This window comes from Micromonospora sp. LA-10 (assembly GCF_051853095.1).
Taxonomy (GTDB): domain Bacteria; phylum Actinomycetota; class Actinomycetes; order Mycobacteriales; family Micromonosporaceae; genus Micromonospora; species Micromonospora echinospora_A.
Genome location: NZ_CP195710.1, coordinates 1,873,248 through 1,885,776 on the forward strand (window position 1 = coordinate 1,873,248; position 12,529 = coordinate 1,885,776).

The 12,529-nt window shown below is 71.4% G+C and carries 7 protein-coding genes; 3 read left to right on the top strand and 4 right to left on the bottom strand.

All coding sequences use genetic code 11. The features are described from left to right. Window positions 1-87: 87 nt before the first annotated feature. Window positions 88-1,206 carry a LolA family protein gene (locus ACSDG8_RS08735; RefSeq protein ID WP_439427783.1) on the top strand — a complete coding sequence of 373 codons (1,119 nt, stop codon included), beginning with the start codon at window positions 88-90 and terminating at the stop codon, window positions 1,204-1,206. A gap of 241 nt (window positions 1,207-1,447) precedes the next feature. After that, window positions 1,448-3,667 carry a HelD family protein gene (locus tag ACSDG8_RS08740; RefSeq protein ID WP_439428037.1) on the top strand — a complete coding sequence of 740 codons (2,220 nt, stop codon included), beginning with the start codon at window positions 1,448-1,450 and terminating at the stop codon, window positions 3,665-3,667. Between the two features lie 605 nt (window positions 3,668-4,272). Here ACSDG8_RS08740 and ACSDG8_RS08745 read toward each other — a convergent pair. Next, a complete protein-coding gene (locus ACSDG8_RS08745) occupies window positions 4,273-4,695 on the bottom strand; it encodes a hypothetical protein (RefSeq protein WP_210898242.1) in 423 nt (140 codons plus the stop codon). A 273-nt stretch (window positions 4,696-4,968) separates the two neighbouring features. Here ACSDG8_RS08745 and ACSDG8_RS08750 point away from each other — a divergent pair, with 273 nt between their 5' ends. Further along, window positions 4,969-5,346, top strand: a complete 378-nt coding sequence (locus ACSDG8_RS08750) for a hypothetical protein (RefSeq protein WP_439427784.1) — start codon at window positions 4,969-4,971, stop codon at window positions 5,344-5,346. A 65-nt stretch (window positions 5,347-5,411) separates the two neighbouring features. On the opposite strand, the gene ACSDG8_RS08755 is transcribed toward ACSDG8_RS08750, so the two are convergent. The 3 genes from ACSDG8_RS08755 to ACSDG8_RS08765 all read right to left on the bottom strand — a co-directional run bounded on the left by ACSDG8_RS08755 (window position 5,412) and on the right by ACSDG8_RS08765 (window position 12,524). Continuing rightward, the gene (locus ACSDG8_RS08755) at window positions 5,412-6,401 is read right to left on the bottom strand and encodes a sporulation protein (RefSeq protein WP_439427785.1); all 990 of its coding nucleotides are present in this window, start codon (window positions 6,399-6,401) and stop codon (window positions 5,412-5,414) included. A 100-nt stretch (window positions 6,402-6,501) separates the two neighbouring features. Beyond that, window positions 6,502-8,319 (bottom strand): response regulator transcription factor, encoded by a 1,818-nt coding sequence (locus ACSDG8_RS08760; RefSeq protein ID WP_439427786.1) that lies wholly within the window; start codon window positions 8,317-8,319, stop codon window positions 6,502-6,504. After that, entirely contained in the window at window positions 8,316-12,524 is a 4,209-nt protein-coding gene (locus ACSDG8_RS08765; protein ID WP_439427787.1) for a hypothetical protein, read from the bottom strand. The genes ACSDG8_RS08760 and ACSDG8_RS08765 overlap by 4 nt, the downstream gene beginning before the upstream one ends. Between the last annotated feature and the right edge of the window lie 5 nt (window positions 12,525-12,529).

Sequence of the window (12,529 nt, forward strand, 5' to 3'; positions counted from 1 at the left end):
GGTGCCACCATGGGGTCACCCGTAGGGGATCTCCTCAGCGTGGTCACAGCGACGATCGCGCAGCATGGTGCGCAGGAGGTGCACACTATGTCTGTGATGAAGAACCGCGCCGTGCTGCGCTGGCTGGTCCCGGTGACCGCGGGGGTCGCCGTGATCGGCGGTGGCGCCGCCGTCGGCACGTTCGCCGCCGGCGCCGACCCGGCGCTGCCGCCGCGCAGCGCCGCCCAGCTCCTGGAAGACCTGCGCACGTCCCGCCTGGACGGGCTCTCCGGCACCGTGGTGCAGCGCGCCGACCTCGGCCTGCCGCCGATCGCCGCGCTCGCCGGCCGGGCCGCCGGCAACGACCTGGCCGGCCTGGTGTCCGGTACGCACACGCTGCGCGTCTGGTACGGCGGCGAGGACCGGCAGCGGATCGCGCTGGTCGACACGCTCGGCGAGCAGGACATCCTGCGCAACGGCCGCGACGTGTGGACCTGGAACAGCCGGGAGAACACCGCGACGCACCGGAAGTTGCCGGCCGACGCGCCGGACCGGGCCGCCGTGCCGGCCACCCCGGCCGACGCCACCGACCGGGCGCTGGAGGCGATCGACCCGACCACGGCGGTCACCGTCGGCCGCACCGCGACGGTGGCCGGGCGGGACGCGTACGAGCTGGTGCTCACCCCGCGCGACAAGGCCTCACTGGTCCACCAGGTCCGGATCGCGCTGGACGCGAAGGAGCACGTGCCGCTGCGCCTGCAGGTGCTCGCCGACGGCCAGGACGAGCCCGCGTTCCAGGTGGCGTTCACCCAGGTCGACTTCCGCACGCCGGAGGCCGACCAGTTCCGGTTCAACCCGCCGCCCGGCGTGAAGGTCACCGAGGCGACCGAGGGCGAGCGGCCCGGGCCGGCCGGCAAGCGTTTCGAGAAGTTCGAGAAGAAGGACGCCGAGAAGCCGGACGTCCGTACCGTCGGGACCGGCTGGACCACCGTGGTGGTCGCCAAGATCGGCGACGCGGCGACCGGCGGCGACGCGAAGCCCGGCGCGGACGCGCCGGACGCGCAGATGCTGGCCGGCGTGCTCGGCGACCTGCCCAAGGTCAGCGGCGACTGGGGCAGCGGCCGGCTGCTCAGCGGCAAGCTGTTCAGCGTGCTGCTGACCGACGACGGCCGGGTGATCGCCGGTCTGGTCACGCCGGAGCGGCTCTACGAGGCGGCCAAGGGCTGAGACATGCCGTGTTCGGGGCCCGGTCGGCTGACGTCGACCGGGCCCCGAGTCGTGTCCGGGCTTGGTCGGGTGGCGGCCGACGCGCTATCTTTCTCAGTTCAGGCACAAAAAAGGAATGGCTTCTGAATGCCATTCCTGCGGCAATTTTAGTCAATGAGGAGCCGGATTGTCAACGCACTCCGACGTGTCGGCTGACCTGCGCCAGGACGACGAGATCGGCCGCGAGCAGGAATACGTCTCGATGCTGTACGACCGGCTGGACGGCATGCGGGAACAGGCCGCCCGGCGGCTCGACGAGGAGTTGCGCCACACCGGCGGCACGCAGCAGGCCCGCTCGCAGCGCGACTCGACGGTGGCGATGTACGCCGACCAGGTCGAGCAGTTCTCCGCCGTGGAGAGCGGCCTCTGCTTCGGCCGCCTCGACGGCGACGACGGCGCCGTCCGCTACATCGGCCGGATCGGGATCTTCGACTCCTCCGGCGACTACGACCCGCTGCTGATGGACTGGCGCGCCCCCGCCGCCCGCCCGTTCTACCTGGCCACCGCCGCCAACCCGCAGGGCGTACGCCGCCGCCGGCACCTGCGCACCCGCGACCGCAAGGTGACCGGGCTCAACGACGAGGTGCTGGACATCACCGCCGCCTCCCCCACCGCCCATGAGGAGCTGACCGGCGAGGCGTCGCTGCTCGCCGCGCTCAACGCCGGACGTACCGGCCGGATGCGCGACATCGTCGAGACCATCCAGGCCGAGCAGGACCAGATCATCCGCGCCGACCTGCCCGGCGTGATGGTGGTGCAGGGCGGGCCGGGCACCGGCAAGACCGCGGTGGCGCTGCACCGCGCCGCGTACCTGCTCTACACCCACCGCCAGCAGCTCTCCACCCGGGGCGTGCTGCTGGTCGGCCCGAACGCCACGTTCCTGCGCTACATCTCCCAGGTGCTGCCCACGCTGGCCGAGACCGGCGTGCTGCTGCGTACCCAGGCCGACCTGTTCCCCGGCGTGCACGCACACCGCGCGGAGCCCGCCACCACCGCGGCGCTGAAAGGCCGCGCGGTGCTGGCCGACGTGCTCGCCGCGGCGGTCCGCGACCGGCAGTGGGTGCCCGACGAGCCGGTCACCATCGAACTGCCGCAGCGGGAGGTGCTGACACTCGACCCGGAGACCGTGCGGCAGGCCCGCGACCGGGTACGCCGCACCGGCCGCCCGCACAACCTGGCCCGCGCCCTGTTCGACGTGGAGATCGTGCACGCGCTCGCCGACCAGGTGGCCGAGCGGATCGGCGCCGACCCGCTCGGCGGGGAGAACCTGCTCTCCGAGGCCGACCGCGCGGAGATCCGCCGCGAACTGCGCGAGGAACCGGAGATCCGGGCCGCGCTGGACGAACTGTGGCCGGTGCTCACCCCGCAACGCCTGCTCGCCGACCTGTACGCCTCGCCGGAGCGGATCGCCACCGCCGCGCCGATGCTCACCGACGACGAGCGGGCCGCGCTGCACCGCGAACCCGGCGGGTGGACGCCCGCCGACGTGCCGCTGCTGGACGAGGCCGCCGAACTGCTCGGCGAGGACGAGCGCGCCGCCGTCGCCCGCCGCGAACGCATCCGGGCGATGGAACGCGAGTACGCCGAGGGCGTGCTGGAGATCTGGCGCGGCTCCCGCTCCATCGACGTCGAGGACGAGGCCGACGGCGGTGAGATCCTCGGCGTCACCGACCTGATCGACGCCGACCGGCTCTCCGAACGGCAGGAGGAATCCGACCGGCTCACCACAGCCCAGCGCGCCGCCGCCGACCGCACCTGGGCGTTCGGGCACGTCATCGTGGACGAGGCGCAGGAGCTGTCGCCCATGGCGTGGCGGCTGCTGATGCGCCGCTGCCCCAGCCGGTCCATGACCATCGTCGGTGACGTGGCGCAGACCGGCGCGCTCGCCGGCACGCCGTCGTGGGCCGAGGCGCTCGCGCCATACGTGGCGGACCGGTGGCGGCTGGAGGAGCTGACGGTCAGCTACCGCACGCCGGCCGAGATCATGGCGGTCGCCGCCGACGTGCTCGCCGAGATCGACCCGGCGCTGCGGCCACCCCGCTCGGTACGCGCCACCGGCGTACCGCCCTGGGACCGGACCGTACCGGCGGACCGGCTCGTGACCGAACTGGTCGAGGCGACCGCCCGCGAGGCGGCGTCGCTGGGAGACGGGCGCCTCGGTGTGCTGGTGCCGACCGGGCGGGTGACCGAGCTGGGCGGCGCGGTCGTGGCGGCGCTGCCGGAGGCCGCCCTCGGCGAGCAGCCGGAGCTGGCGAACCGGGTGGTGGTGCTGACCACCGAGCAGGCCAAGGGCCTGGAGTTCGACTCGGTGCTGGTGGTCGACCCGGCCCGTATCGTGTCCGAGTCCCCACGAGGTCACAGCGACCTCTACGTGGCCCTGACAAGAGCAACCCAGCGCCTGGGCATCCTCCGCACCTTCTGACCCTCTCCCCCTGCGTCTGCCTCTGCCTTCTGCCTTCTGCCTTCTGCCTTCTGCCCCGTTGATCATGAAGTTGGCGGCGTTGTCGATCTTTAAATCGGCCGCCAACTTCATGATCGATCGGGTCGAGCACGTGCTGCCTCATGTCCTGCGGTGTGCACCCTCCCTCGCTCCGCGATCATGGAGTTGCGGCCCCTGAAAGCGCTACCAACGGATACTTTTCGGGGCGGAAGTGCAAGATCGGCGAGTGCCGGCTTGGGGTGGGCGGGGGTGGTCGTGTGTTCAGCCGACCTGTTTCGCGCCGTTCGCCGGAGTGGCGGGTACGTGCACCAGATCGGGGAAGTGGCTGAATCCCATCCGTCTGACCACACCACCTCCCCGAAGTGGCGGAACGCCGCCAGCGCCAGCCGGGGAAAGCACACGGGCAGATAGGGCGGGATCAGGTGCGACGAACGCGCCAGTTCGCCGAAGTGGCGTACGCGTGCACCAGATCGGGGAAACGGCTACATCACGCCCGCCCCGACCACACCACCTCCCCGAGGTGGCGGTGGGAGAAGTCGCACGGCGGGGCGGCCGAAGGCCGTCCCCGCCGTGCCGTGCTGCCTCGGTCAGCCTGGGTTGGGGCGGTTGTTGGTGAAGTTGCCCACCTGGGCGCCGGTGGCCGAGTTGTCGCTCGTGGACCCGCCGGCCGGGGTGCTCAGGCCACCCGTACTCGCGTCACCGGTGGTCGTCGGCGCCACCTTGCCCGGGTGCTTCTCCGGCTGCCGGGCCACCCGGCGCACACTGGCCGGGCCGGCCGTGCCACCGGTCGTGGTCACCGCGCCCTGACCCCGGGTCGGTCCGCCGTCGCGCAGCACCGTCGGGTCGACGGGTACGTCCGCCGGGTCGTCCGGGTCGAGTTCCTGGCGCATCCGCTCCACGTCGGTCTGCGGCACCGTGACCTCGTCCAGCGCGCCCTCGCCGTACACGCCGCCGGCGACCCGCTGCTCGGCCCGCCGGGCGGCTTCCTGCCGCATGTCGTCCTCACGCACGTCAACCACCTCGCAGCTCTCTCGGGGTATCGGTGTTGCGTGCCCGAGGGCGGGTGGCTGAAACCGGAACCAGCGCCGCCGGGACCGGTATGTACCGGGTGTCTGGATCGGGGAGCGTGGCGGCCATTCGACGGCGACCGGCGGTTACCTTGTCTCCGGCCCGGGGTAGACCCAGGGTGCCCCCGCCACAGAGCGCGAACCGTGCCGTGGCCGACCTGCGGTAGCGGGGCGAGGGTATGCAGGTACGACTCATCAAATCCTGAGGAGGACCAGATGAGCACGCAGGCTGCATCCACCAGGCCGGCCAACCGGCCGATGTCCGACGTGCAGAACCGGTCGAACATGCAGGACGCGTCGACCCAGCAGATGGCGTCGATGCACAACGGTCACCGAGAGCCCATGCCGTCCCCGGGCACGGAGACGAAGCAGGCGTTCCTGACCACCGAGTTCTGGGTGTACGCCGCCGCTGTCGCGGTGGTCGCGATCGCCGCGTTCTGGAAGGGCACCACCGCCAACGGCCTGAACATCAACAACCCGAACCAGGCCTGGTGGTACCTGACCGCGCTGACCGGCGCGTACCTGGTCAGCCGTGGCCTGTCAAAGGCGGGCAGCGCGCGCCGCTCCGGCGAGGAGCGTCGAGGCCGGCGCTGACGCGCGCCGCGCCACGCGAACGGCGACGCCCCCGGGATCCGTCCCGGGGGCGTCGTCGCGTGTGCTCACTCCCCGCCGAAGTCCCCGAAGTCGTCGCCGCCGCCGTCGAACGCGTCGTCGAGCATCTCCCCGGCGATCATGCCGCCGGCGACGCCCAGCGCGGCGCCCGCGACCACGCCGCCCATACCCGGGCCGCGTCGCCCGTGGCCGGCGTAGCCGTGGTGGCCCGGGTAGCCGTGGCCGCCGTGCGGCGTGCCGAAGCCCTGGGCGCGCATGCTGCCGTAACGACCGGTGGTCTCCCGCAGCCAGCCGTCGACGACCTGCACCCAGTCGGTGCGGGCGGCGTCGGTGTGCGGGATCGAGTACCGTCCGAAGACGTCGTGCCCGGGGCTGAGGAAGCCGCCCCGCTTGTCGCACTCCAGGATCACCTCGACGCCCTGCTGGCTGGTCACGAACGTCAGCTCGACCTCGGTGACCGTCTGCGCGTACTGCGGCGCGGCGAAGAACTCGATCTCCTGGTAGAACGGCAGCGTCTGCGGCACGCCGTAGATGTGGCCCCGCTCCAGGTCGGCGTGCTTGAACCGGAACCCGAGCGCCTGGAACGCCTCCAGGATGCGCTCGTGGACCGGCAGCGGGTGCACCGACACCTGGTCCAGGTCGGACTTGTCGACCGCGCGGGCCACAGCGAGTTCCGTACGCAGCCCCATGGTCATGCCGTGCAGCCGCTGGCCGTACACGTCGGTGATCGGAGTCTCCCACGGCACCGGCATCTGGAACGGGATCGACAGCTGCTGCTTCGGCGCCAGCTCGAACGCGCCGCTGACGGGCAGCCGGTGGAACTCCATGACGCCCGCGTACTCGTGGTCGCCGCTCTCGATCTCGACGCGGGTGACCAGGCCGAGGTTGATCTGCTCGATCCGCGCCGGGCTGTCGCCGCCGACCAGGTTGACGTGACCATCCAGAGTCAGTCCGGGCCGGGTGTTCGGGTTGGTGAGCACCGTGTCGACGCTCGGGCCACCCACGCCGAACGCGCTCAACATCTTCTTGAAGACCATCGGTCACTCCCGCTGAACGGCACTCCGACATGGACCGTCGGACGCTTCGTCAGGGCACCCTAAATGGCGCGACTGAGAACTGGCTGTGAGGCGCGCCAGGTCAGGGCTGTAGGGGTGGTGCGTCCGCTCCCGGCTCGACCCCGGACCCGGCTGCTCTCGGTCGGGGCACCGAAGGGCCGCTGACATCGGGCTCGGCCGCCGCGCAGGCAGGCGGCGGCAGGGCAGCGGTCCGGCCGGCGTAGTCGATCCGGGTGAAGGCGTCCGCCGCGAAGGTCAGTTGCCGCACTGCGGCGCTCAGCGCCGCCGCCGCACGCGGAGCGGGCAGTCCGGCCCGGGTGCCCTGGCGGATCAGCTCCTTGGCCAACGCGGCGTGCCACTGCCAGTGCCACTGTTCGCTGGTCATCTGCAGCTTCTCGACGTTGACGTACGTCGGCAGGTTGTCGACCACGTGACCGATGAAGGCGTCGACCGAATCGGCCGGCGGGACCTGTCGCCCGGACCTGGCGGTCCGGCACAGGCCGGCAATGTATGCCGACACTTCGGTCGTGTCCGCCCAGTCCAGCGAGGCCACCCCCGCCCGCCGTACGGAAAGGACGAGATCCACCACCAGCCGGGCCGCATCGGTGGCCCAGTGGTGCGGCCCGTACATGGAGGCGTCCACCAGCACGGGCCGGTTGTCCGGGGCGGGATACACGAGGACGTTCGTGGAGTGCAGGTCGCCGAAGGCGTCGATGTACGTCGTGGTCCCTTCGGGGCGCAGCCCGCCGGGCAGGACGCCCTTGTTGACGAAGGTGGTGAGGACGTCGCAGGCCGCCGGTTCGCCGGGCGCCTCGCCCGCCTCCGCCCGCACCATCGCCAGCATGTCGCCGTACAGGGACAGCGTGTCGAGCACCCGCAGGCGCAGGACCGGCGTCGCAGCGAGCCATCCGTCGAACGGTCTCGTCTCTCGCTGCCCGGGGGCGAATAACTTGATCAGCTGAGATCCGAAGAGGATGCGGGCGACGTGTTCCGCCTCTTCCGGGGTGGCATCGTCCAGCCAGTCGGCCAGGGTCTGCGCGCCGGTCGCCAGCCGCGCGGCGATGGCGTGATAGCCGGACTCCTGGTGGCTGCGGATCTGACCGGAGAAGCCGACGAGGTCACCGGCGCCGAGCAGATGCAACGCCTTCTTGTTGGCCGCCAGCTCGAACTCCAGCGCGCGCCGGTCGAGTCCGATCTTCAGGACGTACGAGGTGGTGGACCGCCCTTCCTGATGATCGACCCGGCACACGTACGCGCCGGACCGCCCCGGCGCCAGGTAGCCGACGGCGAGCGCGGTCGCGCCGGGCCGGTAGTCGGGGGCGAGGCAGTCCAGGGCCAGGCTGCGCACGATGTCCTTGCCGATGGCCACCGAGTCCGCCCCCGGCGGATTCGGGCTGCCGACCTGGTGCAGGGTCGATTCCAGCGCAAGATCGTCGTCGGTGAAGGTGACCGTCAGCCCTTCGAAGTCGCGCTTGCGGGCCACGTGCAGACGAACCTTGTTCGCCAGGTCGCGGAAGGTCATGCCGCCCTGGCGGCCCATGTTGAGGATGGACCGGATGACCGCCTCGTCCGCGCCGGCTCTGATCGCCTCCTCCCGGAAGTTCGGATAGTGGTTTCCGAGACCGGTTATGACGAGGACGTAGGTGTCCGCGCCCCGCGCCCGCAGCGCCTCCACCACAGCGATGCCGTTCTGCTGGCCCTCCCCCAGGCCGTAGTCGACGATGGCGAACTCGAACGCGGGCTCGTCCCGGATCGTCTTCCGCGCGGAGGTCGCGTCCGAGGCGACTGTCCAGCTGACCTTCATCCCGATTTCCTCGAACTCCAGGTTCATGGAGTCGCGGATGACGGGCGTGTTGCCGGCTTCGTCGTCGACCAGCAGCCCTCGGATCTCCAGCGTCATGCCGACAGCCTCCACCGCTCGAACGTGACCTCGACACAAAATGTTGCCCACTCCGCCGGGGGACCGACCGGTTGGATCCGCCCGCCGAAGGCGGCGAGTTCGTCCCGGAGGGCGCTCAGGCCGCGCCCTCCGCCGCGACGCGACGGCCGGCTGTCGTCGTTCCGGACCGACACGGTCACGAACCCGGGGTCCCGGATCTCGACGGCGACCTCGATACGCTGTTCGCCGCCTCCGACCCGGTGCACCTTGGCGGCGTTCATGTGGATGTGCGTGAACACGTCCTTGACGAGCCGCCGGGTGCAGAAGACCTGGAGGAGCGGTTCGCCGTCCGGAAGCAGGACCTCGTGGTCGGGGAAGGTGCTGCGCAGGACCCGCACGAGGTCGGTCGGACACCGGTCGACCACCTGATGGATGCCGGCGCCGGTGGCCGGAAGAAAGAAGTCGTGCCACCACTGCAGGTCGCGGAGCAGTTGGTCGACGTCGTGCGGCGCCCGTCCGACACTGGCCCTCGCCCGGTCCACCAGGGCGTCCAGCTGCACTGTGGTCTCGTCCACCGCGCTGCGCCCGAGCGCGGTGTTTACCACCTCCGCGAAGCGGTCCGCGTCGTCCCTGCTCAGGCCCGCCGCGGTGTCACGGGTCGACAGCGCGTTGCGCAGGAGGTAGATGTTCGGCAGCACGTCGAGATTGAGGAAGTTGCTGCAGACCGCCCAGTCCTCCCGGATGCCGTCGAGGTCCTCGGGCAGGCGTCCCCGGCCGACCAGCGTGACGTTCTGGATGACGCGCCACATCGCGTTCTCGTAGTCGTGGTCGGCCACCGAACGCCGGTTGCCCCGCAGCGCGGCCCAGGCGGTCTGCGGGTCGGCCGGCTCGGGGGCGACCGTGCGCTGCCCGTGTGAGAGGACATAGCGCACCAGGTTGGGTGTCAGCACGGACGGCCCCTCGGCGCGGTCCGAGCCGTACCCGCGCAGTTCGTCCTCCAGCCGTACGAGTCGCTGCACGATCGGATTGATCACCAGATCCCGGGAGTACCGGTTCGGCGACCGAACGGCGGCCACGAGGCGAAGCGCCTCGAGCATCACCTGCAGGACGACGGGCTCGTCGTACCGGTTGTCGTGCAGGATCCGGCTGAGCTGATCGGCGAACGTGATCACCGAGACCTTGGCCAGGAGGATCACCGCCTGCACCCGCAGCATCGCGTCGTCCGACCGCGCGGAGTCGCTGGTCAGCAGCGAAAGCGCCAGCTCGGCGATGGTGTCTCGGCACTCCGGGAACCACAGCGGCGCCGAACCCAGCCAGTGGGCCTCGGCGACCAGGAGACGGATCAGCGCATCCCTGACCACCGTCTCCTCGCGGGCGGCCTCCAGCTTGACGGTGACCGCACGACGCTGGAGGGTGTCCACGTTCGCCTCGCGCAGCTCGAATCGCCAGCGCAGGTACTCGGTGCAGTCCCTGGGGCCTACGTGGGCGCCGAAGAGGTCGGTGGCCTGTTCCTCGAAGGCGGCCCGCTTGGAACGCGGCTCCAGCAGCCCCAGCAGCCAGTTCCGGTGCGCTTCCAGCCGGACCGGAATCGGCACCAGCATGGCGAGCTCGTCGTAGGTCCGGCGCAACGAGCAGATGTCGCACGACCACCGCCCCAGACCGCTCATCGCCGTCCGGGCGACGTAGTGCAGGGCGACCGGAACTCCCTCCCGCCGGGATCCGCCTCGCGCGCGGGAGATGGTGCTGGGCTGGTGCAGCACCAGCGCGTCGTCGTGCGGAAGACCGTTGAGCAGCAGGAATCCGCTGACCGCCGCGATTCCGCCGCTCGTGGCGATGCGCTGCAGGTGACCGATCGTGCGGGTGCTGCCCGCGCCGGCGTCGATGATCACCGCATGCCGCGCCCCGGCGGGAAGCTTGACCGCGCCCGGATACCACCACCGCTCGCCGAGCGGGGCCCGGGGAACGCCCAGCATCGCCACCACCGGAACGCCCGCCCGGGTCAGCGCGGCGGCGACAATCTCCGCGACCTGCGGCAGGTCGTCGACCGTACCCTCCGGATAGAGAACGCACACCGGCGCGTGGGCGGCGGCGCTACCGAAGGCCACCCGGTCCATCTCCTTGACCCTCCGGGTGACGTGTCTGGTCACCATCTCGGCCCAGTCGCGTTGCCGGAACAGGCGGGTGGGGTCCACGTACGCCGTGTAGTGCCGCTCGGCCGGACGTTCGATGTGACCGAGCCGGGCGGCGTTCGCCCGCTCCATGGCGGAGACGTACGTGTCCTGGTCGACCAGCGCCCTGGGCATGACGCGGTGACCGGTGGTGGGCCGGCGCAGCACCGGATCGATCGGGTCCGGTGTGCGCGGAGGCGGATCCGCCACCCTCATGTCCACCTGCGCCAGGCTGATCATCGGCATCCGTCGGTTGAGGAACAGCACCTCGCCCGGCTCCCCCGGGTCCTCGTGCGCGCCGGTGTCGACAGCGACAGCGGCGGCGACGGGCACCATGTCGCGGTCGACGACGTCCAGCAGCGCGTGCTTGAGGGTCCGGCGGCTGGACGCGAGGTCGGTTATCAGCAAGACCCGGGGCGGGCCCTCCGTGCCTCGGCGGGCTCGCTCCAGCCGTACGTCCTCCAGCGAGTTGAGGTATCGGTCGTGGCCGGTGAACGAGCGGGCGAACGCCGCGACCATCGCGTGCGGCGCGTCACCGACCCGGACCACGAGCGGCGCCGACTTCCGGTCGAAGCGACCGATGCGGTCCTCCATCAGGGCGGCGAGCGCGTAGCCCGCCAGGCCGCCGAGATCCAGCCCTGCGAGGACACGCCCGAGGTCGCACCAGCGGTTGGTCACCCTGAGGTTCGGGGTCAGGAAGACGCCTTGGACCACGCCGTCGGTCGTGGCGTCCTGGATGGCGGTCCGCAGCTCCTGGCCGACATAGTTCGCCAGGGCGCTCATCGCGTCCTGCGGCTTGATCCGCAGGCGGAGCACGTCGTGCTCGGCGTGCAGGGCTCCGGTCCGGTTCTGCAGCTCGCGGATCGCGGGCAGCACGTCGGCCGGGCTGCCGCTGTCCGCCAGGTCGTGCAGGTGCACGGGCCGCTGCGCGCCGGAGAGGCGGCGGAGGATCTGCCGGCCGGTCGCGCTGCCGCCCACCCAGAAGTGCCGGTTGTCCGGGCCGAGCACCAGGATCGGTGACCGCCGGTCGGACGGGACGTCGACCGGCCGGGGCCCGCAGCCGGCGTTGAGGAACTCCACGGCGACGGACATCATCTGCCGGTTGACGCCGGGGAAGGCGAGGACCACCATGCCGAGGTCGTCCTGGGTGTTCGCCACCGTCAGGACCTGGGTGATCGCGGCGCCGATGTCGACGTCGTCGGGCCGCACGTCGCCGTCCGGGGTGGTGACCGCGATGACCAGTCCGCTGGTCGCGGTGGGTCGACGGCTCAACTCCCGGCGCACGCGGCTCAGGTCGGCGCCGGTGAGCCCACGGCGACGGCGCAGCGACGCGATGACGCAGTGCAGGTCGGGACGGCCGTCCTCGCGACCGGTGGTTCGGGGCGGGGTCGCCACCTCCTCCGCGCCGAGCCGGCGGTCGTCCGGGTGCAGCAGCACGGCGCATTCGACGAGGGTGCCGGCGATGGCCGCGGCCTGACTCCGCGCCGAGTCCTGGTGGCTCGGCCGGCTTCCGAACGTCCGGGTGACCACCTGACCGCCCGACGCGATCAGCAGGCCGCCCTGGTAGCCGCGGGCGAGACGGGCGACCTTCCACAGCCCCCGGGCATGGTGGTCGATCGACCCGTTCGGTGTGCGCGTCGGCTGCCGGCGGTCCAACGTGGTCAGGATGGCCCGCTGGACGGTCGCCGGACCAGGATCGGACCCGACCACGAGTTCACCGGTCATGCCGACGCCGGCGTCCGCGACGACCAGTCGCACGAGTGGGCTGGGAACGGTGGCAGCCGTGGTCACCAGGTCCCCCAGGCTCTCGTCGAGGTCCCCGCTACGGTCCTGGTAGGTCTCCGGAGGCACGATCACCCCACCCAGGAGGATCTGCGGCTGATCCAGGCCGTCGGCCATCAACTCGGAATGCTCGGCCGCATTCTCCAGCAGTTCGGCGATGATTCCGGTGCCGAAAGCCGCCGCTTGTTCCTCGGACAGGCCCAGGTCCTTGAGGTCGCCCACCCAGCGCGATGCCGCATCCGACTCGGTCAGACCGCGGGCGTCTTCTACTGCCACCCAGC

What these genes read in the sequence shown, in the direction of transcription:
- ACSDG8_RS08735 (WP_439427783.1), top strand. Translation starts at nt 88, where the DNA reads ATGTCTGTGATGAAGAACCGCGCCGTGCTGCGCTGGCTGGTCCCGGTG.
- ACSDG8_RS08740 (WP_439428037.1), top strand. Translation starts at nt 1,448, where the DNA reads ATGCTGTACGACCGGCTGGACGGCATGCGGGAACAGGCCGCCCGGCGG.
- ACSDG8_RS08750 (WP_439427784.1), top strand. Translation starts at nt 4,969, where the DNA reads ATGAGCACGCAGGCTGCATCCACCAGGCCGGCCAACCGGCCGATGTCC.
- ACSDG8_RS08755 (WP_439427785.1), bottom strand. Translation starts at nt 6,401, where the DNA reads ATGGTCTTCAAGAAGATGTTGAGCGCGTTCGGCGTGGGTGGCCCGAGC.
- ACSDG8_RS08760 (WP_439427786.1), bottom strand. Translation starts at nt 8,319, where the DNA reads ATGACGCTGGAGATCCGAGGGCTGCTGGTCGACGACGAAGCCGGCAAC.